We start from the raw sequence: 21,105 nt of genomic DNA, 5'->3' as shown, positions 1-21,105 counted from the left end.
CGCTCCGCCCGCTCACAGGTCCTCCCCGAGGCGCAGCTGCAGGGTGCTCTCGTTCTCCGCTTCCTGCGGCCCCTCGGCCGCCGGGCGCCGGGCCCAGCTCGGCTTGTGCTCCTGCGGCTCCGCCGCGGCCGGCCGCGGGACGGACGGCAGCGGGGCGGAGACGGCCGCCGAACGGGCCGCGGCCGCCGAGGCCCGGGCCGAACCCGGCTTGCGGCGCAGCCCGGTCGGACCGTCCGTGCCGAGCAGCGCCACGCCGGCCACCGGCACACCGGTGCGGGCCAGCAGCTCCGCCACTCGGTCGGCCTCCTCCGGCTTCACGTTGCCCGCCATCACGGTCACCAGCACCGCGTCCGCGTGCCGCACCAGCTCGTACGCGTCGTTGGCGTGCAGCAGCGGCGAGGAGTCGACCAGCACCACGTCCGCGTGCCGCTGCGCCCGGCGCAGCACCTCGCCCGCCCGCAGCACCAGCGCCGCCGGGTACGCGGTGGCGGTGTTGCCGCCGGGGATCAGCGAGACGCCCTCCACGTTGGTGCGCCGGATCAGGTCGCCCGGGTCGGTCAGCTGCTCGCCGCTCAGCAGCTCGGCCATGCCCGGACCCTCGCCGACCCCGAAGTGCACGTGCGTCTGCGGGTGGCGGAAGTCGCAGTCCAGCACCAGCACCTGGCGGCCGGTCTCGGCGAGCGCCGCCGCCAGGTTCGCCACCGTGCTGGTCCGGCCGTCACCGCTGCGGCCCGACATCACCAGGATCACCGGCGCCGGGTTGGCCCGTCGCCGGGCGGCCCGGGCCGCCGGATCCGTGGCGCCGTCGCCGATCTGCTGCGCCAGCACGTCCGGCCCGGTCAGCAGCAGGGTCGAGCGCAGCGACCGGAAGGCCTCCGCCGCCGGGTCCGACGGGCGGGCCACCACCAGCGGCTCGCGCAGCCGGCGGTTGCGCCGGGACAGCAGCGGGATCTCGCCGATCACCGGGAGGTTGAACGCCTCCTCGGCGCCGTTGCGGGTGCGCAGCCGGGAGTCCATCCGGCTCAGCATCAGGGCCGCCACCACGCCCAGGCCCAGGCCCAGCACCACCGCGATGCTCATCCGCAGGCCCCGGCTGGGCGCCGAGAGGAAGTTGCCGCCGGTCTCCTTGCAGTCGATCGAACCCCACTGCTGGATCGCGTCGGTCTGGCTGTAGTTGCGCAGGTCGCCGATGGCGCCCAGGGTCTTGGTCAGCGAGGCGATCGCACTGTCCAGCTGCGGCTTCAGCTTCGGCTGGTCGGCCGGGCGGGCGGAGGAGAAGTCCCGCTGCAGCTGGTCGACCTGCTCCTGCTGCTCCTTGGCCTGGGCCTGCAGCCGCTTGATCGACTCGTCGGCGCTGCGCTTGGACTCCTGGCTGTAGCCGGTGATGGTCGCGTCGGAGAGCGCCTGCGCCAGCTCCGCCGCCGACTGCTGGGTCGGCCCGGTGGTGGTGAACTGCAGCATCTGGGTGGACGCCGCGGCCACCGTGCGGCGCGCCGACAGGCCCGCCACGTCCATGACGTGCAGCTTCTGCGCGGCCGCCGTGGTCACCGAGGAGCCCTGCGCGTAGGACAGCACCTGGTCGGCCCGGACGGTGTCCGCCGCGCCCGCGACCGGCGTTATGGCGACCTTGCACTGCCACTTGCCGTCGTCCACCGCGTCACCGGCCGGGGTGAGCAGGAAGCCGAGCAGCAGAGCAGCCGCGGTGCAGCCGGCCAGCAGTCGCCAGTACCGTCGGAGGACAGTGAAAAGGTTTGCCGGTTCCACCGGTTGGTTCCCCTCGCTTTGCAGGTGCGATGCGCATGCTTGCCGTCCGCGACCTGCGGCGCAAGCACTTTGGTGATACCGATATCAGTGACGGACCGTCAGGCCGCGGTCCGGCGCAGCGCCCGTTCGTAGAAGCCGACCATCCGGGCCGACACGTGGGAGAGCGTGAAGCTCGCGAGGAACCGCGCCCGGGCCGCCTTCGCCCGGACCGCCGCGGCCGCGCGGTCGTCCAGCGCCTCGGTCAACGCGGCTGCCAGCAGGGCGGGTTGCTCCGGTGCCACCAGCAGCGCGTAGTCCTCCGAGCCTACCGTCTCGCGCAGCGCCGGCACGTCCGCGCAGACCAGCGGCACGCCCACGCCCATCGCCTCCATCGCCGCGCTGCCCAGCCCCTCCCAGCGGGAGGGCACGGCGAACGCGTCCGAGGCCGCCATCAGGTCGAACACGTCGTCACGCGGGCCCAGGAAGCGCACGTTGCCGGCCGCCTCGGCCAGCCGCTCCAGCCGCGCCGTCTCCGCGCCGCGGCTGCCGGCCAGCAGCAGCACCGCGTCCGGCGCCCGTCTACGGACCTCCGGCCAGGCCTCCAGCAGGACGTCCAGGCCCTTCTGGTACTGCTGACGGGCCGCCGCCAGCACCACCGGCACCTCGTCCGGCAGGTCGAGCGCCGCCCGCACCGCCGCCCGCCGCTCGGGCGTCACCGAGCCGAGGACCTGCGGATCCCGGCCGCGCGGCACCACGTCGATCAGCTGGCGGGAGACCCGCAGCCGGCGGGCCATCGCGTCCGCCACGTGGTGGGTCAGCGCGTGGAACCGGCGGGTGCCCTGCGCGGTGGTCGCGTCCAGCGCCTGCGCCGCCCGGACCTTCCACGGGCTCAGCCCGCGGGCGTGCAGGTGCTCCGGACCGTAGGAGGAGTTGACCAGGCTGGAGACGACCGGCACCCCGGCGCTGATCGCCGCCGCCCGGCCGAGGACGTCCGACTCGTACAGCGTCGTGTGCACCAACTCCGGCCGGCGGCGCCGGATCAGCGCCCGCAGGCCGGCCGCCGTCCGCGCCCGGCCCGCGTGGTGCACGCCGAACACCTCGGCGCCGGCCGCCGTCAGCTCCGGCTGGAAGCCCCCCGGCGAATCCTTCAGGTACGCGACATCCAACCGAACCCCGGCCCGTACCAACTGGGGCGCCATCGCCACCAGCCCCTGCTCCGCCCCGCCGACCCGACTCACACTGTCGATCACATAGAGCACACGCACAGCCGCAACCCCCACCCGGCGCCGGGCCCGGCGCGCCCTCCCTGGCGGCACCGCGATCCGACTCGGGATCAGCATCCCAGGCCACCGGTCCCTCCCGCCAGGAAATCGGCAGACCGGCCCCCGCCGACCGCACCCGGGCCGCTACTGTCGGGCGCATGGCCGACGCCCCGCCCGTCCCGCAGCCGCGCGTCCTGCACGTGATCACCGATCCGCGGCGGCGCGGCGCGCAGAACCTCGCCCGGGACCTGCACCGCGAGCTGCTCCGCCGCGGCCAGCCCTCCGCGCTGCGCGCCCTGCACCCGCACCCCGACGCCGGCCCGGACGGCACCGACGCCCCCGTGCTCGGACCGTCCCGCCACCACCCGGCCACCCTGCGCGCGCTGCGCCGCGCCGCCCGGGACGCCGACGTCGTGGTCGCCCACGGCTCCTCCACCCTGCAGGCCTGCGCGGTGGCCCTGCTCGGCAGCCGGGTGCCCTTCGTCTACGTCAACATCGGCGACCCGCGGCACTGGACCGCCTCGCCGGCGCGCCGGTTGCGGGTCGGCGCGATGCTGCACCGGGCCGCGGCCGTGTCGGCGATCTCCGACGGCGCCCGCGAGGTGCTGCTGGAACGGTTCAGGCTGCCCGCCCGGCGGGTCCGGACCATCCCGAACGCCCGGGCCGCCGAGCAGTACCCGCCCGCCGCCGACGACGCCGAGCGGCGCGCCGCGCGCGCCGCACTCGGCCTCCCGCCGGACGGGCCGCTGGTCGCCTGGGTCGGCGCGCTCTCCGCGGAGAAGCGGCCCGACCTCGCGCTCGCCGCCCTCGAACGGCTGCCCGGCGTCACGCTGGCGCTGGCCGGCGAGGGTCCGCTCCGGACCGCCCTCGAACCCGCCGAGCGCGCGCACTTCCTGGGCCGGCTGACCGACCCCGCGCCGCTCTACCGGGCGGCCGACGCGCTGCTGCTCACCAGTGACAGCGAAGGCGTGCCCGGCGTCCTGATCGAGGCCGCGCTGGCCGGCCTGCCCGCCGTCGCCACCGACGTCGGCTGGGTCTCCGACGTGGTCCGCGACGGCCGCACCGGCACCCTCGTCCCGCCCGGCGACCCCGACCTGCTGGCCGGCGCCCTGACCGCCCTGCTCGCCACCGACCGCGCCCCGCTGGCCGCCGCCGCCCGCAGCCACGCCCTCGCCCGCTTCGCCCTCGACCCGGTGACCGACGCCTGGCAGCGGCTCCTGCGGGAGGTGGCCGGATAGTTTCCCCACTGGCTCGAAAGGGCAACAGCCCCTGGGAACACCGGACATGGGGGTAGTGGTGGAGATCCTGGCGGTCCTCGCGGTGCTGGGCGTGCTCTGGCTGGCCACCGGCGTCCGGGTGGTGCAGCAGTACGAGCGGGGCGTGGTCTTCCGGCTCGGCCGGGTGAGGGGCGCGGTGCGCGGGCCCGGCCCGACGCTGCTGGTCCCGCTGGTCGACCGGATGCGCAAGGTGAACGTCCAGGTGATCACCATGCCGGTGCCCGCCCAGGAGGGCATCACCCGGGACAACGTCTCCGTCCGGGTCGACGCGGTCGTCTACTTCCGCGTGGTGGAGCCGGTCCGGGCCACCGTCGACGTGCAGAACTACCCCTTCGCGATGTCCCAGGTCGCGCAGACCTCGCTGCGCTCGATCATCGGCAAGAGCGAGCTGGACGACCTGCTCTCCGGCAGGGAGAACCTGCACCGCGGCCTGGAGCTGATGCTGGAGTCCCCGGCCACCGGCTGGGGCATCCACATCGACCGGGTCGAGATCAAGGACGTCGCGCTGCCCGACTCGATGAAGCGCTCGATGGCCCGGCAGGCCGAGGCCGACCGCGAGCGCCGGGCCCGCATCATCACCGCCGACGGCGAGTACCAGGCCGCGTCCAAGCTGGCCGAGGCCGCCGCGATGATGGACAGCACGCCCGCCGCGATGCAACTGCGCCTGCTGCAGACCGTGGTGGAGGTCGCCGCCGAGAAGAACTCCACCCTGGTGCTGCCGTTCCCGGTCGAGCTGCTGCGCTTCTTCGAGAGCGCCACGGGTGCCCGGAAGGACACCGCGGCGCCGGTCCCGCCGCAGCCCACCGGGCCGCCCGCCGTCCCCCCGCCCGCCGTCCCCCCGCCCGCCGTCCCCCCGGCCGTCGGGCCCGCAGCCGCCCGGCCCGAGCCGCTGCCGGAGGGCTGATCGGGGAACCGGCCGGGCGCCGCCCGCGACCCGCACTGCTCCGAACCGGCGAACCTGGCGCGCGAGGTCGGGCTCCGGCTGGCCCCGGCGCCCGCGCCCCTGCCAGTCTGCCCTGGTGAAGCTGCTGCTGCGATCCACCGCCCTGCTCGCCGCCGCCGCCGGGCTGCTCGGCAACCCGGCCGGCGCGGCCGCCGCCCCGGCCGAACCGCACGGGGGCGCCCACGTCTTCGGCCACGGCCACCCGCAGCCGGTGCGCCAGGTGGCCGTCCGCCGGGAGGCGGTGGAGTTCTTCTGGTACGACTGCTACCACTCCGCCGAGCTGGAGCAGCCGTTGACCGGCTGGGCGGCGCAGCACCACGACGACGTGGTGCTGCGCCGGGTTCCGGCGGTGTGGCCCGGCAGCGGTGACGAGCAGGTCCAGACCGCGCACGCCCGGCTGTACTACACCCTGGAGCGGCTCGGCGAGGCGGACCGGCTGCAGCAGTCGGTGTACCGCGCGGTGCGCGAGCAGCACGCCGACCTGACCACCGAGGACCGGGCGGCCGACTGGGCGGTCGGGCACGGCCTGAGCGCGAGCGCCTTCCGCGCCGCGTACCGCTCCGCGGAGGTGGAGCGGGCGACCGCCGAGGCCCCCGAACTGTTCACCCGCAACCGGATCACCGAGCTCCCGACGGTGATCGTCGACGGCCGCTACCGGACCTCTCCGACCGAGGCCGGCGGGGTGGAGCAGATGCCGTCCGCACTCGACCGAGTCCTCGACACCCGCTGACCAGGACCATCTTCACCGAACCAGCCCCCGGCCCACACACTCTGTGCCATTGTGGTCGCCGGGGCCGCCCGGTTCGTTCCGCGGCCCCTTCCCAATTCGCACCGGAGGGGCGGGGAGTCCGTGGGGGGACAGCACGCGCAGGTCGTCGACGAGCGTGGTACCCAGACCGAGGAAAGGCGCCGAATCCCGGACGGTCCGCCGCCCGAGCTGGTCTTCAAACGCCGGCTGCGGCCGGTCCAGGTGGCGCACGAACTGTGGGGCGCGAGGGAGTTGGTCCGCGCCCTGGCCGAGCGTGATCTCCGCGCGCGGTACAAGCAGGCGGTGCTCGGCTTCGCCTGGGCGGTGCTCACGCCGCTGGCGCTGTGCGCCATCTTCACCCTGGTGTTCCACCGCGCGGTGAAGATCGACACCGGCTCGGTGTCGTACCCGCTGTTCGCCTACGTGGGCCTGATCGTCTGGCAGTTCTTCAGCAACACGATGAACCAGGGCGCGCTGAGCCTGGCCAACAACCTCAGCCTGCTGAACAAGGTGTACTGCCCGCGCGAGGTGTTCCCGCTCGCCACCATGCTGGTCGCCACGGTCGACATGGTGATCGGCATCGGCGTGCTGGGCCTGATGTTCCTGGTGTTCTGGACGGCGCCCGCCGCCACCTTCCTGTGGGTGGCGCCGCTGCTGGTGATCCAGTTCGCCTTCACCTACGGCGTGGCGCTGGTCCTGTCGGTCGCGGTGGTCTACCTGCGCGACGTCCGCCACCTGCTGCCGATCATCACGCAGATGGGCGTCTTCGCCACCCCGGTCGCGTACCCGCTGGCCCGGATCCCGCAGCGGGCCCAGGAGGTCTACGTCGCCGTCAACCCGCTGGGCGCGGTGATCGAGGGCTACCGCAAGGCGCTGCTGTACGGCCAGGCGCCCGACCTCGCGCTGACCTCGATCGCCGCGGCCAGCTCGGTGGTCTTCCTGGTCGGCGGCTACCTGCTGTTCAAGAAGCTCGAGACGGGGATCGCCGATGTCGCCTGACCACCCCCTTGGCACCATCCGCACCGAGCAGGTCTGGAAGCGCTTCAAGGCCGACCAGCAGCGGATGCTGCTGCGCGACAAGGTCGAGCAGGCGGCCCGCCGGCTGCGCGGCGACCGCGGCGAGGACTGGCGCTGGGCGCTGCGCGACATCAACCTCCACATCGAGCCGGGCGAGTCGGTCGGCCTGATCGGCTCCAACGGCTCCGGCAAGTCGACCCTGCTGAAGATGCTGACCCGGGTGATGTACCCGTACGCCGGCGTCATCGACGTGCGCGGCCGGATCGGCGCGCTGATCGAGATCCGGGCCGGCATCCACCCCGACCTGACCGGGCGGGAGAACATCTACCTGTTCGGCGCGCTGCTCGGCCTCAAGCGCCGCGAGGTGGCCTCGCGCTTCGACGACATCGTGGAGTTCGCCCGGCTCGGCGGCGCGATCGACCGGCAGGTGAAGTTCTACTCCTCCGGCATGCAGATGCGCCTGGGCTTCGCCGTCGCCGCCTACCTGGAACCCCACGTCCTGCTGGTGGACGAGGTGCTGGCGGTCGGCGACGCGGTCTTCCAGCAGCGCTGCCTGGACCGGATGCGCGAGGTCGCCGAGCAGGGCACCACGATCGTCTTCGTCTCGCACGACCTGCCCGCCGTCCAGTCGATCTGCCGTCGCGGCATCTGGCTGGAGCAGGGCACCGTCCGGGTGGACGCGGGGATCAAGGACGCGCTGGCGGGCTACCGCGACTCGATCGAGGCGCAGTCCGAGGCCTCCACCCGTACCGGTGAGCCGCTGCAGCTGCTCAAGTACGAGGTGCGCGGCGAGGACGGCGACAACCTGCGCACCGACGAGCCGGTCACGGTCGAGTTCACCCTCGGCGGCGACTACCGCGGCGACGCCACCCTGCACCTGGGCGTCAGCGAGGGCACGTCCAGCCCGATCTTCCAGATCAGCCACGAGATCCGGCTGACCGGCGGCGACCACCAGGTGGCCTGCGTGATCCCGCGGCTGCCGCTGCCGCGCGGCCGGTACACCCTGTGGGCCGGCGTCTACTCGATCGGCAAGACCGACGGCGGCACGCTGATGAGCTGGCACTCCGCGGGCCAGTTCGACGTGTTCGGCCCGATGCTCGACACCCCGCCGCGCGCCGTGGTGCTGGCCGCGCCGGTGTTCGTCCCGCACCAGTGGGAGGACTGACCGTTGAGACCCGTGCGCGTGCTGGTGCACCTGAACAACCTCGCGCTCGGCGGCGCGCAGCTCAACGCGGTCGACATCGCCCGGACGCTTCGCAACCGGGGCCACGACCCGGTGCTCTTCGCCCAGGGGGTGGACGGTCCGGCCCCGCTCGTCGACGTCGCCGCCGACCACGGCCTGCACATCACCGTGGCCGGCGGCCCCGACACCCCGCACCGCGAAGTACGGCGCCAGCTGCAGAAGTTGGCGGACGAGCACGGCAGCGAGCTGGTCCACGCCTGGGAGGTTCGGGCGGCCCGGAACGCCTACTTCGGCCCCGGCCGGATGGGCCGGATGCCCGTGGTCACCACTTTCTACGGCATCCGGATGCTGCGCGGCCTGCCCCGGCACCAGCCGCTGGTGCTGGGGCTGGGCGCGCTGATGGACGAGGGCCGCACCTTCGGCCACCAGGACCTCCGGCTGATCGAACCGCCGGTCAACACCGGGACGGACGCGCCCGGAGTGGTGGACGGCTCCGCCTTCCGCGAGGAACTCGGCGTCCGGCACGACGAGTTGCTGCTCTGCATCGTCACCCGCCTGGTCCCCGACCTGGAGAAGGACGCCGGCGCCGCGCTCACCGCGGAGGCCGTCCGGCACCTGGACGACCCGCGGATCCGGCTCGCCATCGTCGGCGAGGGCCCCAGCCGCGAGCGGCTGCGCACCATCGCCGCCTCGGTCAACCGCGACCTCGGCCGCGAGGCCGTGCTGGTCCCGGGCCAGTTGGCGGATCCGCGGCCGGCCTACCAGGCGGCAGACCTGGTCCTCGGCATGGGCGGTTCGGCGCTGCGCGGCCTCGCCTTCGGCAAGCCGGTGATCGTCCACGGCGCGGACGGCTACACCGCGATCCACCAGCCCGGCCCCCTGGTCGAACCGCACGCCTCGCGCTGCATGTACGGCTTCGGGGACGGCTCGCGCGACCCGCGGCCGCTCGCCGAGCAGATCCGGGTGCTGCTCGACGACCCCGACCGCCGCGCGGAGCTCGGCAGTTGGGGTCGTGGCTGGGTGGTCGACCGGTTCTCGCTGGAGAGCGTCGCCACCGCCTTCGAGCAGGTCTACCACGAGGTCCTGGGCGCCCCGCCCGGCCCCGCCCGCTGGCTCCTCGACCTGGAGCAGATGTCCCGCTTCGAGTTCACCAAGCCGGTGGCGCTGCGGCTGATCGGCCGGTAGCGCCGTCGGGGTCAGCGCCGCGGCGCGCGTCGCCGTCGGAGCCGCAGCGCGCCCGCGCCGAGCAGGGCGGCCGCGGCGGCCGCCCCGAGCAGCGGCGCGGGGTCGGTCCCGGTCCCGGCGAGCTCCGGCCGGGCGGCCACGCTGAGCCGGATCTCCCCGGTGACGGGCCGGCCCGCCGCGGTGCGGCCGCTGTAGACGAACCCGTCCGCTCCGGCCTCACCGCCCGGGGTGTACTGGACGCGGCAGTTGTCGAGCACCTCCACGGTGCCGTGCACCGGCTGCCGGGAGATCGCCAGGCCGCTCCCGCCGCACAGCTCCTCCACCAGCGCGACGGCGGTCGGCCCCTCACCGCCGACCGGGACGGCCGGCAGCGGCGGCAGCGCCCCCGCCGGCCCGGCCCCCAGGACGGCGAGCGCCGCGCAGCAGACGAGGAGGAGCGACCGGGCGGCGGTTCGACGCATGGGAGGGGAGTCCGATCAGGAGACGGCGAAGCCCCCCTCAGGATGACACCGGCCGCCCGACCGCCGGTGCGCCGCCGCCCCGGTCTCACCCGGACGGCCGCGCCCGATCACCCGTCAGGCCTCAGGAGGCGCGCAGCACCAGCGTCACGAAGCCGAAGCTGCGGCGGTAGCCGCCCAGCCACTCGTCCCGGTGCTCCTTGGCGACCCGCAGCGCCTCCGGCGCGTCGGGGTCCTCCGGGTGGTCGAGCGCCCAGTCGGCGAGCGAGCCGGTCCAGCTCCACTCGTAGTGGTCCAGCTCGGCGGGCGAGGAGGTGTGCGCGAAGACCGGCGTCCAGCCGTCCGCCTCCACCCGTTCGACGGTGGTCCGCAGGTCCGTCAGCGCGTCGCCGAAGATCTCCAGCGACAGCGCGTCCGGCTCGCGCTCCCAGTAGCCCTCGCCCACCACCGCGACGCCGCCCTCGGCGAGCAGCGGCCGCACCGCCTCCAGCGTCCCGGACAGCCCGCCGAACGCGTGCGACGACCCGACGCACAGCACCGCGTCGAAGGGCTCCTTGGTCCTCCACGCCGCGGCGTCCCCGTGGTGCAGGCCGATCCGCCGGGCGACCCCGAGCCGCTCGGCGCCCTCCCGGGCCAGGGTCAGCGCCCGCGCGTCCAGGTCGACCCCGACCGCCGTCAGCTCCGGGTACGCGGCCAGCGCCCGCAGCAGCCAGGCGGCCTCGCCGCAGCCGAGGTCCAGCACCCGGCGGGCCGCCCCACCGCGCAGCGCCCGGTCCAGCAGCCGCCGCACCGACCCGTCGGACAGCGGCGCGGCGATCGGGTGGTCACGATGGGCGAGCCGGGAGATCAGTTGACGGTCCATCCGAGCAGTCTCTCTCCCGCACCCCGCCCGCACCAGATCAAAGGCCTGGCAAAGACCGTCCGGCGGCTGGTCACCCCGGTCGCCCGGGGTCGTTGGTCCCGCTGTGATCGACACCGAACCGTTCGCCGCGGCCACCCGCGCCGCGCTCCTGTGCACCTGCGGCGCCGCCCGCACCCCCTGCCCCGACTGCGCCGGCACCGGCCGCCAGCCCGACACCGCCGCCCCGGCCGCCTGCCCGAGCTGCCGCGGCCTCGGCGCCAGCCAGTCGCACGACTGGTGCTGCGCCTGCTGCCACCCCGAGCTGCTCCCGGCCGACCCGGCCGGCCGTCAGGACGCGCCCTTCTCCTGAGGCCGCGGGTACGTCCGGCCCTTCCACGCCGCGCCCCGCCCGCGCCAGTGCTGCACCGCCGAATCCACGGTCATCAGCAGGTACAGCAGCGCCGTGAACGGCAGCAGCACCGCTGCTGCCGCCGGCTGCCGGTAGTAGCGCAGCATCGGCAGGTACGTCCCCGCCATCACCGCCCACGCCGCACCGCCCGCCACCGCCACCACCCACGAGCCGGCCGCCGCGCCCGCCACCAGCGCGACGGGCGGCACCAGGTACACCAGCACCAGCCCCAGCACCGTGCCCGCCAGCAGCAGCACCGAGTGCCGCAGCTGCGCGTACGCGCTGCGCGACACCATCCGCCACAGCTGCCCGAACCGGGGGTACGGGCGGACGCTGTCCACCAGGTCCGCCAGGCCCAGCCAGGTCCGGCCGCCGTCCCGCTTCACCGCCCGGGCCAGCGACACGTCGTCGATCACCGCGCCGCGGATCGCCGCCACCCCGCCGGCCCGCTCCAGCGCCGTCCGCCGGACCAGCGAGCAGCCGCCCGCCGCCGCGGCCGTCCGGGCACCCGGCCGGTTGCTCCACCGGAACGGGTACAGCTGCGCGAAGAAGTACACGAACGCCGGGACGACCAGCCGCTCCCACCGGGTCTCCACCCGCAGCCGGGCCATCTGCGACACCAGGTCCAGCCCGCCCGCCCCGCCCGCCTCCACCAGCGCCACCAGCGACCCCGGCCGGTGCGCGATGTCCGCGTCCGTGAGCAGCAGCCAGTCCACCCCGCCCGCCAGCTCCACGCCGTGCCGCAGCGCCCACAGCTTTCCGGTCCAGCCGGCCGGCAGCGGGGGAGGGGTGGCCACCGTCAGCGGCAGCCCGCCCGTCGCGCCCAGGCGCCGGGCCAGCTCCCCCGTCCCGTCCGAGCTGTGGTCGTCCACCACGATCACCCGCGCCTCGCCCGGGTACTCCTGCGCCAGCACGCTCGGCAGGGAGACCGGCAGCACCTCGGCCTCGTCCCGGGCCGGCACCACCACCGCCACCGTCGGCCACCGCTCCGGCACGCGCCGCTCCGGCAGCCGCTGGTCGGTCCGCCAGAAGAACCCCTGGCCCAGCGCCAGCCACAGCCACACCACCAGGGACAGCACCGACACCCACAGCAGGACCGTCATCCCCGCAGTCTGCCCGACGACGACGCTCCCGGAGCCGCACGGCACGGTCGAGTAGAGTCGGTTCCCGTGAAGATCGCACTGGTGGACTCCGGAATCGGGCTGCTCGCCGCAGCCGCCGCGCTGCGCACCCTGCGACCCGACGCGGACCTGGTGATCTCCTCCGACCCCGACGGCATGCCGTGGGGCCCGCGCACCCCCGAGGGCATCACCGAACGCGCCCTCGCCTGCGCGCTGGCCGCCGCCGAGCACCGGCCCGACGCCCTGATCGTCGCCTGCAACACCGCCTCCGTGCACGCACTGGAGCGGCTGCGCGCCGAACTCGAACCCGGCATCCCGGTGATCGGGACCGTCCCCGCGATCAAGCCCGCCGCCGCCGACGGCGGCAAGGTGGCCATCTGGGCCACCCCCGCCACCACCGGCAGCCCGTACCAGCGCGGCCTGATCGCGGAGTTCGGCGGCGCCGCCGAGGTCACCGAGGTCGCCTGCCCGGGCCTCGCCGACGCCGTCGAACGGGCCGACCAGGCCGCGATCGACGCCGCCGTCGCCGACGCCGCCTCCCGCACCCCCGAAGGCACCACCGCCCTCGTCCTCGGCTGCACCCACTACGAGCTCGTCGACGAACGCATCCGCACCGCCCTGGCCGGCAGGGCCGTCGACGGCCTGCCCTTCCACGGCTCCGCCGACGCCGTCGCCGCCCAGGCCCTGCGCCGGGCCGGCACCGCCGCCGCCACCCCGGGCACCGGCAGCCTCACCGTCCTGCACACCGGCCGGACCTCCGCCCTCGCCCCCGAGGCCGCCGCCTACGCCGAGGGCCGTCTGATCGCCGCCGTCCTCTCCCACTGAAGAGGCCCTGAGCCGACCGGACGACGAGGCACCACGGGGTCACCCGGCCGCACGGCTTCCGCGACCCCGGCGGCCACCGCGCCACCGACGAGGACTCACGCCGTCGCGCCGCGCCAGCGCTGGAGGGCCGGCTCCAGCCCGGACAGGATCGTGTCGAAGCGCCGGATGCCGGTGGTGGCGTCCACCTGGAGGCGGCTGATCCGGAGCGGGTGGGCGGGCAGACGGGGCCCGAGGCGGTGGTCGGAGAGGAAGCCGAGCCGGTAGCCCAGCTGTCTGAGGACCGAGTCCGCCCGGGGGTCGTAGCCGCCGTCGGGATAGGCGAACGCGCTGGGCGCCTCGCCCAGCCAGCGGGTGAGCGCCTGGTGCGCGCCGACGATCTCGGCCTGCACCGTCGCGTCGTCGCACCGGCTGAGCGACGGGTGACCGAGCGTGTGGTTGCCGATCGCGACGTCGGCCTCGCGCAGCGCCCGCAGGTCGTCCGGCCCGAGCTGCTCCTGCTGCGGGGGCCGCCGCTTGGCGGAGACCCGCAGCTCGTGCAGGCTGCGCCGGCGGTCGGGGTCGGGGAGGGCCTTGAGCAGGGCGAGCATCCGGGTGGGTTCGCCGGTGGGGACGAGGCGGGCGCGGCCGCCGTGCCGGGCGAGGAAGGCGGCCTCGTGCCACCAGAACGGACGGGCGGTGCCGATCAGCTCGGAGATGACGAAGGCGGCGGCGGGGATGCGGCGGGCGGCGAGCTGGGGCAGGGCGTGGGTGAGGACGGTGCGGTCGGTGTCGTCGAAGGTGATCAGGACGGAGCGGGGCGGCAGCGGGCGGCCCTCGGAGACGGCCTGCTCGACGGCGGCGAGCGAGACGGGGTTGGCGAGCCGCTGGAGCCGGTCCAGCTGGGCGCCGAAGGAGCAGGGGTCGGTGACCCCGTGGAAGGCGAGGACGGCCAGCCGCTGGGCGGCGCGCGCCCGGAACAGCGGCTGGGCGGGCGAGAACCGCAGCCAGCTGCCCCGGTCCCGCTCGGGCCGCTGCGCGGTCGCGGCGCCCCCGGAGGCCCCGGCGGGTGCGACGCCGGGGCCTCCGGGGGTGGTGACGGGGACGGGCTGGCGGGTCGGCTGGTCGGCGTGCGGGGCAGCGCTCGGAGCAGCAGGGGTGCGCGGTAGGTGGGTGATGGTCGTCGATGCGGAGTTCGGCACGGTTCCCCCCTCGGTCGCCGTGGTGCGGCGTGGCGGTACCGTCGGTAGGCGGAGCCCGGCCTCCGACTCCGGGCGCGGCGGCTCCGCCCCCGGATGTGATCCGGCCCGCGGTGGGGACTCCCAACCCGACCGCGGACGGCTCCTGGATCGCTCAATGTAGTGGAGACCACCGACACCCCGAGATGGTTGTACGCGGGACGGCGAGTTTTCGCGGTCTTCGCAAAACCCTCATACGGGCGTGCGAGGAAGGGCCTCCGGAGCCCGGGCGCGTTACCGTGGAGAGCATGGCAGGCACCCGACGTCACCTGAACAACCGCAGGTCGTGGCTGTGGGACGACTGCGCCCTGCGCCGCCACCAGCTGCTGCTGTCGCTGGTCGGTGCCGCCTGCGTGGCGCTGGGCATCGTGGTGGCCGTGGTGGTGCCGGACGGCGAGGGTCCGGCCTGGGCGATGGCGGTGGCCGGCTGCCTGGCGGCCGGGGTGCTGCTGCTGGCCCGGGTGGCGGTCGCGCGGTTCCGTTCGCACGACGGTGCGACCCCCTGAGTCCGGTCCGCACGTCAGGCCGAGCCGTTCCGGCCGGGACGGCGGTAAATGACCGGGAAGCGGACAGCTCCGGTCGGACCGGCTGATTTTCGGCCTTCCTACCCACTTCTTTCACAATTCCGGGCCACCGGCCCCACGCATCCCCCTACTGTGATTCCCGGCGCCGGGGAGGGCGCCGCACAGAGGGGGAGGCAATGCGCACCACCGCTCCGGCAGGGATCCGGACCCGGCTCAAGCAGCAGCTCGCCCGCGCCGCCGGATCGGTGCCCGGCGACGGCGCGACGCTCCTCATCTACCACCGCGTGGGCGGCGGAACCGGCGACGAACTCGACCTCGCCACCGCCGACTTCGCCGCACAGGTGGACCTGCTCGCCGAGCTGCCGGCGGGCCGTGTGGTCTCCATCGACGAGGCCACCGACCGGCTCGCGGCCGGTCGACGCACGCCGAGCACCGTGCTCACCTTCGACGACGGCTTCGCCGACGTGTACGAGAACGCGTGGCCGCTGCTGCGCGAACGGGAGCTGCCGTTCACCGTGTACCTGGCCAGCGGCCAGGTCGGCGGGGAGATGCAGTGGGAGGGCTCCACCGCCAAGGGCGCCGCCGGCACCGGCATGAGCTGGGAGCAGCTCAAGGAGATGACCGCCTCGGGCCTGTGCACGGTCGCCAACCACACCCGCACCCACGCCCGCCCGGAGCTGCTCACCACCGCGGAGCTGGACGCCTGCAACGACGACGTCGAGCAGCACCTCGGCACCCGCCCGCGGCACTTCGCCTACACCTGGGGCGTGCCCGTCCCGCACATGGAGGTGGCGCTGCGGGCCCGGTTCCGCACCTCCGCCACCGGCCAGGTCGGCCGCAACCTGCCGGGCTCGGACCCGGCCCGGTTCGCCCGCGTCCCGGTCCGCCGCACCGACCCGATCGACTTCTTCCGCGCCAAGCTGTACGGCCGGCTGATCCCGGAGCGCGCGTACGCCCGGATCGTCGCCACCGCCAAGGCGGTGGGCGCCCGTGCATAGCCGGCTCCGCGGCCCCGGCGGCCGCCCCCTGCGCGTCGCGCACCTGACCACCGTCGACATGAGCCTGCAGCTGCTGCTCGCCACCGAGCTCAAGGTCGACCTGGAGGCCGGCTTCGAGACGTACGGCATCAGCGCGCCCGGCCCGTACGTCGAGCGGTTGACCGCGATCGGCGTGCGGCACGAGCCGCTGCACGCGCTGACCCGGGCCTGGCGGCCGCGCGCCGACGCGGCGGCGGGCCGCGAGCTGCTCGCGGTGCTGCGCCGGATCCGGCCCGACGTGCTGCACACCCACAACCCGAAGACCGGGGTGCTCGGCCGGATCCTCGGCCGCGCGGCCGGTGTGCCGGTCGTGGTCAACACCTGCCACGGCCTCTGGGCACAGGCCCACGACCCGCTGGCCAAGCGGGCGTTCGTGCTCGGCGCGGAGGCCTTCGCGGCCCGCTTCTCGCACGCCGAGCTGTATCAGAACGGCGAGGACCGGCAGACCCTGTCGCGCGCCGTCCCGGCCGGCCGCTCCCGGGTGGTCGGCAACGGCGTCGATCTCACCCGGTTCGAGACCGCCCCCTCCCTCCGGGCCCGGCTGCGGGCCGAACTCGGCCTCTCCGAGGACGAGTTGCTGGTCGGCGGAGTCGGCCGGCGGGTGGCCGAGAAGGGCATCCGGGAGTACGCCGAGACCGCCCGGGCACTGGCCGGCAAGGCCCGCTTCGTGTGGATCGGCCCGGACGACCCGGACAAGCCGGACGCCCTGCGCGAGGCCGAGCGCGGCGTCGAGTTCCTCGGCAGCCGCGACGACATGCCCGCGGTGTACGCCGCCCTCGACGTCTTCGTCCTGCCCTCCTACCGGGAGGGGTTCTCCCGCTCGGCGATGGAGGCCGCCGCCAGCGGCCTGCCGATGGTGCTGAGCGACATCCGCGGCTGCCGGGAGATCGGCAGCCACGGCGAGCACCTGCTGCTCACCCCGCCCGGCGACGCCCGGGCGCTCACCACCGCGCTCGACCGGCTCCTCACCGAGCCCGCCCTGCGCGAGCAGTTGGGTGCGGCGGCCCGTCGCCGCGCCCTGGAGCAGTTCGACCAACGGGCCGTCGCCCGGGTCTCCCTGGAGACCTACGCGGCGGTGGCCAGGGCGCGAGGCCTGCCCTGGACCTTCGACTGATCCACGACAACCCACCGCACCACACCAGTTGGGGGAGAAATGAAGCGAGGGGGGGACCTCGCGGTCGCCGTGCTGGCCGGGATCATCGCCGTCCCGCTCGGCCTGGTGATCGCCCTCCTGATCCGCTGCACCATGGGCGGACCAGTGATCTTCCGGCAGACCCGATCAGGGCGCCACGGCCGGGAGTTCGAGATCCTCAAGTTCCGCACCATGCGGGACATGCGCCATGCCGACGAACCCGACGCGCCCCGGATCACCCGGATCGGCGCCCTGCTCCGCAAGACCAGCCTCGACGAACTGCCGCAGCTGTGGAACGTCGCCCGCGGCGACATGGCCGTCATCGGCCCGCGTCCCACGCTGCCCGAGCAGGTCGTCCACTACTCGCCCCGTCAGCGCGGCCGGCTCGACATCCGTCCCGGCCTGACCGGTTGGGCCCAGGTCCGCGGCCGCAACAGCATCACCTGGCCCGAGCGGATCGAGCTCGACCTCTGGTACATCGCCAACCGCTCGCTCCTGCTCGACCTGCGGATCCTCGCCCTCACGGCGAAGATCCTGCTGCGCCCGACGGGCATCACCGCGCCCGGCGGGGTCAACCCCGGCTTCCCGGTCCCGGCGGCCGAACCGCTGCCGCAGCCGCAGGCCAGGATCGTGCTGCCGCGTCAGCGCGTGGCCACCGAACAAGCACACCAGTCCTGAGGAACGCACCATGTGGATCGCCGGAGCCGGCGGCGTAGGCCGCGAAGCACTCGACACGGCCCTCGCCGCCGGCACCCCGGTGTCCGGATTCCTCGACGACCGGGCGGCCGGCACCACGGTGCGCGGCCTCCCGGTCCTCGCCCCGTCCGACCTCCCGCCCGGCAGCCCGTACCTGATCGGCATCGCCGACCCGGCGGTGCGGGCCCGGCTGGCCGAGCTGCTCTCCGGGCTCGGCGGCGTCGCCACCACCCTGGTCCACCCGCGGGCGCTGATCGCCCCGGGGACGCTGCTCGGCGAGGGCTGCCTGGTGATGGGCGGCGCGTACGTCTCCTCCGACGTCCGGCTCGGCCGGCACGGCCAGGTGCACTACAACGCCACGGTCGGCCACGACTCGGTGCTCGGCGACCGGGTGACGGTCTACCCCGGCGGCAACGTCTCCGGCTCGGTGGTGCTGGACGACGACTGCACCGTCGGCTCCAACGCCGTGGTGCTCCAGGGCCGCAAGCTGGGCCGCCGCGCGTTCGTCGGCGCCGGCGCGGTGGTCACCCGGGACGTTCCCGCGGCCACCACGGTGGTCGGCTCCCCGGCCCGGCCGCTCCGCAAGGACTGACCGGGGCGATCTATCCTCGGCCCATGGCCATTCCCGAGTTCCTCGTCGACCTCCGCGCGATCGTCGGCACCCGCCCGCTCTGGCTCTCCGGCGTCTCCGCCGTGGTGCTGGACGAGCACGGCCGGGTGCTGCTCGGCCGCCGCGCCGACTCCGGCCGCTGGTCGGTGATCAGCGGCATCATCGACCCGGGCGAGCAGCCCGCCGACACGGTGGTCCGCGAGTGCCTGGAGGAGACCGGGGTGACGGTCGAGCCGGAGCTGCTGACCTCGATCACCGTCTCGCGGATGCTGGAGTACCCCAACGGCGACCGGGCCCAGTACCTGGAGCTGACCTTCCGCTGCCGCAAGGTCTCCGGCGAGGCCCGGGTCAACGACGACGAGTCCCTCGAGGTCGGCTGGTTCGCCCCCGACGCCCTCCCCGACCTGGACGACAGCGCCCGCTCGCGGATCGAGCGGGCACTGACCTGCACCGGGCCGGCCGCCTTCGAGCACGCGGCCGACCTCTCGCTTCCCTAGGGCACCCGGGCCTGGAGCGTGCGGAACCACTCCGCCGTACGCTCCAGGCCCTCCCGCAGCGGCACCGGAACGACCTGCGGGAAGAGCTCCCGCAGCCGCGCGTTGTCGGCCTGCGAGTCCCGGACGTCACCGGGCCGCGGGTCGACGTGCGCGCGCTCCACCGGCTGCCCGAGCACCTCGCCCATCAGCTCGATCAGCTCCAGCAGACTGGTGCGCGTCCCGAACGCGAGGTTGACCGGATCCGCGCTCACCACCCGGCGCACCACCGCCTCGGAGATCACCTGGGCCACCGTGCCGACGTAGGTGAAGTCCCGGCTCTGCCCGCCGTCGCCCTGCACGGTCACCGGACGGCCGTCCAGCGCCGCGTCCAGGAAGGCCGGCACCACGGCCGCGTACGCGTGCCCGGCGGGCTGCAGCGGCCCGAAGACGTTGAAGAACCGCAGGGGCAGCACCCCCGTGCCGTAGCAGTGGTGGTACGCGCCGAGGTAGGACTCGGTGGCGAGCTTGGAGACCGCGTACGGACTCATCGGGGCGGTGCGCATGGTCTCGCGCTTTGGCAGCTCCCGGTTGGCGCCGTACACCGATGACGAGGACGCCGCCGCCACGTACAGCCCCCCGGCCCGGCGGGCCGCCTCCAGCACCTCCAGGGTGCCGGTGGCGTTGGCGTGGTGGCTGGCCAGCGGATCGGCGACCGAGCGCGGCACCGAGGGCAGGGCGGCCAGGTGGACCACCGCGTCGGCACCGGTGAACGCCTCGTCCAGCAGCTCCCGGTCGAGGATCGATCCTTCGTGGAAGGTGACGGCCAGGCCGTCGAGGTTGGACTTCCGCCCGGTGGACAGGTTGTCGAGAACCCGGACCTCCGTCACTTCGGGACGGGCCAGCAGGGCCCGGCAGAGATTGGCTCCGATGAAACCGGCACCGCCGGTCACGACGACACGCATACGGACAACTCCCCCCAAACGCGGCCGAGTTTGGCCATGCGGCGATCGTATCGACCGGCCGCTCCGGCGGGGCCGAAACTCAGCGTTTGCGCTGCCGGTACATCTCCTCCGCCGCGTCGAGCACCGCCGACAGGTCGCCGCCGGCGGTCGCGGTGACCACCGCCGCGACCGCGCCCTCCACGAACGGCGCGTCGGCGAACCTGACCGGAAAGGGCAGCCCGTGCTCGTCCGCCTCGGAGAGCAGCGCCAGCACGGTGTCCACCGCGGATCCGAGGTCGCAGAGCACCGCCACCCCGTGCCCCTGGTCGACCCGCCGGGCGGCGGCCGCGATCAGCACCGCGCTGGTGCCCGGCCCGTCCGCGATCGAGCCCCCGGTGGCCACCACCGGCGCCGGGTCGTCGGTGTTCGCCACCGCCAGCGCCAGGTCGCGGACGGCGTCGGCCACCTCCGCGCTGTGCGAGACCAGCAGCACCCCGACCCGGCCGTGCCCGGCCGGTCTGGTGGGCCGGGGGACGGCCGGTTTGGGCGCGGGCCGGTCGGCGGGCTGGGCGGGGTGCGGTGCGGAGGGGGCCGTGGTGATCGGGATGACGTCGGCGCGGGTTCCGTCCCGGCGGTCCATCGGCTGCTCCCTCGGGCCTGTCGCTGCGGAGGCTGGTGCGGCTCCCACACTCTCCCAGCCTGCCCGGCGCACGCGGCCAGACACGCCCTAGCACAACAGGTCGGGCGCCGTCGGCGGATCGGCGAAATCCCCCCGCGGGGGAGCGAGTCGGCGCCGATTGCGCCGTTCGGGGGAGGGGCGCGTGGTTGGCTGGGCCTTCGCAACGATCGGGAGGAGCAGCAGATGACCGCCGACACGGCCGCCCGCGGCAAGGTGGAGCTGGACCTGACCGGCGCCGAGTGGCGCTCCGGCAGCCAGGGCGAGGGCGAGGTCCAGATCGCCTTCGTCGAGGGCCACATCGCGATGCGGGACGGACGGGACCCGTCCGGGCCTGCGCTGATCTTCACTCCGGCGGAGTGGCGAGCCTTCGTCCTCGGCGCCCGGGACGGGGAGTTCGACCCGACCTGAACCACAGGTGACGGTTGGGCGTGCACTGAGGTCACAAATGAATTCTGATGGACAGAAACTTGTTGACTCTTCGACAAGGCCGGGACCACAGTGAGAGCAGGCAGACGCCGTGCCGACCGCCCCCACGCGGTCGAGCACGGCGCCCGCTGTGCTGCCCGTCGACGGCGCCGAGGACGGGCACTCCCTGCCCGGCCGCACCGAGGTGCGGTGCCCGTCGCTGCGGGAGCTGGCCCCGACGTCGAGAGCTACTCGACCGTGCGGGGCCGGATGGCCCGGGATCCACACGCCCCCACGCGTTGGTGTTCCCCGGGCCGGGTCCGCGCGTGCGACGGGCTTGAGGGCCCACGCGAACCTGGCCTGTGGTGTGCATCGTTGC

At 74.8% G+C, this 21,105-nt stretch carries 23 protein-coding genes; 15 read left to right on the top strand and 8 right to left on the bottom strand.

Translation table 11 applies throughout. The features are described 5' to 3' along the window. Positions 1–12 precede the first annotated feature (12 nt). Positions 13–1,764, bottom strand: a complete 1,752-nt coding sequence (locus ABEB06_RS08295; RefSeq protein ID WP_345696157.1) for a tyrosine-protein kinase family protein — start codon at positions 1,762–1,764, stop codon at positions 13–15. A gap of 98 nt (positions 1,765–1,862) precedes the next feature. Next, on the bottom strand, positions 1,863–3,008 hold the full coding sequence (locus ABEB06_RS08290; RefSeq protein ID WP_345696156.1) for a glycosyltransferase family 4 protein: 1,146 nt from the start codon (positions 3,006–3,008) through the stop codon (positions 1,863–1,865). A 155-nt stretch (positions 3,009–3,163) separates the two neighbouring features. Between ABEB06_RS08290 and ABEB06_RS08285 the strand changes: the two genes are divergently transcribed. The 6 genes from ABEB06_RS08285 to ABEB06_RS08260 all read left to right on the top strand — a co-directional run bounded on the left by ABEB06_RS08285 (position 3,164) and on the right by ABEB06_RS08260 (position 9,358). Continuing rightward, positions 3,164–4,243 carry a glycosyltransferase gene (locus tag ABEB06_RS08285; RefSeq protein ID WP_345696155.1) on the top strand — a complete coding sequence of 360 codons (1,080 nt, stop codon included), beginning with the start codon at positions 3,164–3,166 and terminating at the stop codon, positions 4,241–4,243. Positions 4,244–4,289: 46 nt separating this feature from the next. Then, positions 4,290–5,186 (top strand): slipin family protein, encoded by an 897-nt coding sequence (locus ABEB06_RS08280; RefSeq protein ID WP_345696154.1) that lies wholly within the window; start codon positions 4,290–4,292, stop codon positions 5,184–5,186. A 115-nt stretch (positions 5,187–5,301) separates the two neighbouring features. Then, positions 5,302–5,955: a thiol:disulfide interchange protein DsbA/DsbL gene (locus ABEB06_RS08275; protein WP_345696153.1), complete on the top strand. Its 654-nt coding sequence runs from the start codon at positions 5,302–5,304 to the stop codon at positions 5,953–5,955. Between the two features lie 120 nt (positions 5,956–6,075). Next, positions 6,076–6,972, top strand: coding sequence for an ABC transporter permease (locus ABEB06_RS08270; RefSeq protein ID WP_345696152.1), 897 nt, complete (start codon positions 6,076–6,078; stop codon positions 6,970–6,972). Continuing rightward, positions 6,962–8,155, top strand: coding sequence for an ABC transporter ATP-binding protein (locus ABEB06_RS08265; protein ID WP_345696151.1), 1,194 nt, complete (start codon positions 6,962–6,964; stop codon positions 8,153–8,155). The genes ABEB06_RS08270 and ABEB06_RS08265 overlap by 11 nt, the downstream gene beginning before the upstream one ends. Positions 8,156–8,167: 12 nt before the next feature. Next, positions 8,168–9,358, top strand: a complete 1,191-nt coding sequence (locus ABEB06_RS08260) for a glycosyltransferase family 4 protein (RefSeq protein ID WP_345701772.1) — start codon at positions 8,168–8,170, stop codon at positions 9,356–9,358. An 11-nt stretch (positions 9,359–9,369) separates the two neighbouring features. Here ABEB06_RS08260 and ABEB06_RS08255 read toward each other — a convergent pair whose 3' ends face one another. Together ABEB06_RS08255 and ABEB06_RS08250 are read right to left on the bottom strand one after the other, a co-directional pair. Continuing rightward, a complete protein-coding gene (locus tag ABEB06_RS08255) occupies positions 9,370–9,819 on the bottom strand; it encodes a hypothetical protein (protein WP_345696150.1) in 450 nt (149 codons plus the stop codon). A 121-nt stretch (positions 9,820–9,940) separates the two neighbouring features. Continuing rightward, the gene (locus ABEB06_RS08250; RefSeq protein ID WP_345696149.1) at positions 9,941–10,678 is read right to left on the bottom strand and encodes an SAM-dependent methyltransferase; all 738 of its coding nucleotides are present in this window, start codon (positions 10,676–10,678) and stop codon (positions 9,941–9,943) included. Positions 10,679–10,781: 103 nt separating this feature from the next. Here ABEB06_RS08250 and ABEB06_RS08245 point away from each other — a divergent pair, with 103 nt between their 5' ends. Beyond that, entirely contained in the window at positions 10,782–11,027 is a 246-nt protein-coding gene (locus ABEB06_RS08245) for a hypothetical protein (RefSeq protein ID WP_345696148.1), read from the top strand. On the opposite strand, the gene ABEB06_RS08240 is transcribed toward ABEB06_RS08245, so the two are convergent. Next, positions 11,006–12,169 carry a glycosyltransferase gene (locus ABEB06_RS08240; protein WP_345696147.1) on the bottom strand — a complete coding sequence of 388 codons (1,164 nt, stop codon included), beginning with the start codon at positions 12,167–12,169 and terminating at the stop codon, positions 11,006–11,008. The genes ABEB06_RS08245 and ABEB06_RS08240 overlap by 22 nt on opposite strands. A gap of 66 nt (positions 12,170–12,235) precedes the next feature. On the opposite strand from ABEB06_RS08240, the gene ABEB06_RS08235 reads away from it, so the two are divergent. Beyond that, positions 12,236–13,012: a glutamate racemase gene (locus ABEB06_RS08235; protein ID WP_345696146.1), complete on the top strand. Its 777-nt coding sequence runs from the start codon at positions 12,236–12,238 to the stop codon at positions 13,010–13,012. Between the two features lie 95 nt (positions 13,013–13,107). On the opposite strand, the gene ABEB06_RS08230 is transcribed toward ABEB06_RS08235, so the two are convergent. After that, complete coding sequence (locus ABEB06_RS08230) at positions 13,108–14,190, bottom strand: polysaccharide deacetylase family protein (RefSeq protein ID WP_345696145.1); 1,083 nt, start codon at positions 14,188–14,190, stop codon at positions 13,108–13,110. Between the two features lie 284 nt (positions 14,191–14,474). Between ABEB06_RS08230 and ABEB06_RS08225 the strand changes: the two genes are divergently transcribed. From ABEB06_RS08225 to ABEB06_RS08200, 6 genes are all read left to right on the top strand, one after another. Beyond that, complete coding sequence (locus ABEB06_RS08225) at positions 14,475–14,732, top strand: hypothetical protein (protein WP_345696144.1); 258 nt, start codon at positions 14,475–14,477, stop codon at positions 14,730–14,732. 194 nt (positions 14,733–14,926) lie between these two features. After that, positions 14,927–15,748 carry a polysaccharide deacetylase family protein gene (locus tag ABEB06_RS08220; RefSeq protein ID WP_345696143.1) on the top strand — a complete coding sequence of 274 codons (822 nt, stop codon included), beginning with the start codon at positions 14,927–14,929 and terminating at the stop codon, positions 15,746–15,748. Then, on the top strand, positions 15,741–16,901 hold the full coding sequence (locus ABEB06_RS08215; protein ID WP_345696142.1) for a glycosyltransferase family 4 protein: 1,161 nt from the start codon (positions 15,741–15,743) through the stop codon (positions 16,899–16,901). Before ABEB06_RS08220 ends, ABEB06_RS08215 begins: the two co-directional genes overlap by 8 nt. Positions 16,902–16,940: 39 nt before the next feature. Beyond that, positions 16,941–17,597, top strand: coding sequence for a sugar transferase (locus ABEB06_RS08210; RefSeq protein ID WP_345696141.1), 657 nt, complete (start codon positions 16,941–16,943; stop codon positions 17,595–17,597). Positions 17,598–17,607: 10 nt separating this feature from the next. Continuing rightward, the gene (locus ABEB06_RS08205) at positions 17,608–18,207 is read left to right on the top strand and encodes an acetyltransferase (RefSeq protein WP_345696140.1); all 600 of its coding nucleotides are present in this window, start codon (positions 17,608–17,610) and stop codon (positions 18,205–18,207) included. Between the two features lie 23 nt (positions 18,208–18,230). Beyond that, the gene (locus ABEB06_RS08200; RefSeq protein WP_345696139.1) at positions 18,231–18,722 is read left to right on the top strand and encodes an NUDIX hydrolase; all 492 of its coding nucleotides are present in this window, start codon (positions 18,231–18,233) and stop codon (positions 18,720–18,722) included. Here the strand turns inward: ABEB06_RS08200 and ABEB06_RS08195 are convergent. Both ABEB06_RS08195 and ABEB06_RS08190 read right to left on the bottom strand, forming a co-directional pair. Further along, positions 18,719–19,663: an NAD-dependent epimerase/dehydratase family protein gene (locus ABEB06_RS08195; protein WP_345696138.1), complete on the bottom strand. Its 945-nt coding sequence runs from the start codon at positions 19,661–19,663 to the stop codon at positions 18,719–18,721. The two genes, ABEB06_RS08200 and ABEB06_RS08195, sit on opposite strands and share 4 nt — an antisense overlap. A gap of 79 nt (positions 19,664–19,742) precedes the next feature. Next, on the bottom strand, positions 19,743–20,135 hold the full coding sequence (locus ABEB06_RS08190) for a PTS-dependent dihydroxyacetone kinase phosphotransferase subunit DhaM (RefSeq protein WP_345701771.1): 393 nt from the start codon (positions 20,133–20,135) through the stop codon (positions 19,743–19,745). Between the two features lie 369 nt (positions 20,136–20,504). On the opposite strand from ABEB06_RS08190, the gene ABEB06_RS08185 reads away from it, so the two are divergent. After that, a complete protein-coding gene (locus tag ABEB06_RS08185; protein ID WP_345696137.1) occupies positions 20,505–20,729 on the top strand; it encodes a DUF397 domain-containing protein in 225 nt (74 codons plus the stop codon). The last annotated feature ends 376 nt before the right edge of the window (positions 20,730–21,105 follow it).

This window comes from Kitasatospora terrestris, assembly GCF_039542905.1.
Classification (GTDB): domain Bacteria; phylum Actinomycetota; class Actinomycetes; order Streptomycetales; family Streptomycetaceae; genus Kitasatospora; species Kitasatospora terrestris.
This window is presented reverse-complemented; position numbering and strand designations above follow the sequence as displayed.

Bases quoted from the DNA above. Each gene is read 5' to 3' on its own strand.
- ABEB06_RS08285 (WP_345696155.1), top strand. From the start codon at position 3,164: ATGGCCGACGCCCCGCCCGTCCCGCAGCCGCGCGTCCTGCACGTGATC.
- ABEB06_RS08280 (WP_345696154.1), top strand. From the start codon at position 4,290: ATGGGGGTAGTGGTGGAGATCCTGGCGGTCCTCGCGGTGCTGGGCGTG.
- ABEB06_RS08265 (WP_345696151.1), top strand. From the start codon at position 6,962: ATGTCGCCTGACCACCCCCTTGGCACCATCCGCACCGAGCAGGTCTGG.
- ABEB06_RS08255 (WP_345696150.1), bottom strand. From the start codon at position 9,819: ATGCGTCGAACCGCCGCCCGGTCGCTCCTCCTCGTCTGCTGCGCGGCG.
- ABEB06_RS08250 (WP_345696149.1), bottom strand. From the start codon at position 10,678: ATGGACCGTCAACTGATCTCCCGGCTCGCCCATCGTGACCACCCGATC.
- ABEB06_RS08240 (WP_345696147.1), bottom strand. From the start codon at position 12,169: ATGACGGTCCTGCTGTGGGTGTCGGTGCTGTCCCTGGTGGTGTGGCTG.
- ABEB06_RS08225 (WP_345696144.1), top strand. From the start codon at position 14,475: ATGGCAGGCACCCGACGTCACCTGAACAACCGCAGGTCGTGGCTGTGG.
- ABEB06_RS08220 (WP_345696143.1), top strand. From the start codon at position 14,927: ATGCGCACCACCGCTCCGGCAGGGATCCGGACCCGGCTCAAGCAGCAG.
- ABEB06_RS08210 (WP_345696141.1), top strand. From the start codon at position 16,941: ATGAAGCGAGGGGGGGACCTCGCGGTCGCCGTGCTGGCCGGGATCATC.
- ABEB06_RS08205 (WP_345696140.1), top strand. From the start codon at position 17,608: ATGTGGATCGCCGGAGCCGGCGGCGTAGGCCGCGAAGCACTCGACACG.
- ABEB06_RS08200 (WP_345696139.1), top strand. From the start codon at position 18,231: ATGGCCATTCCCGAGTTCCTCGTCGACCTCCGCGCGATCGTCGGCACC.
- ABEB06_RS08195 (WP_345696138.1), bottom strand. From the start codon at position 19,663: ATGCGTGTCGTCGTGACCGGCGGTGCCGGTTTCATCGGAGCCAATCTC.
- ABEB06_RS08185 (WP_345696137.1), top strand. From the start codon at position 20,505: ATGACCGCCGACACGGCCGCCCGCGGCAAGGTGGAGCTGGACCTGACC.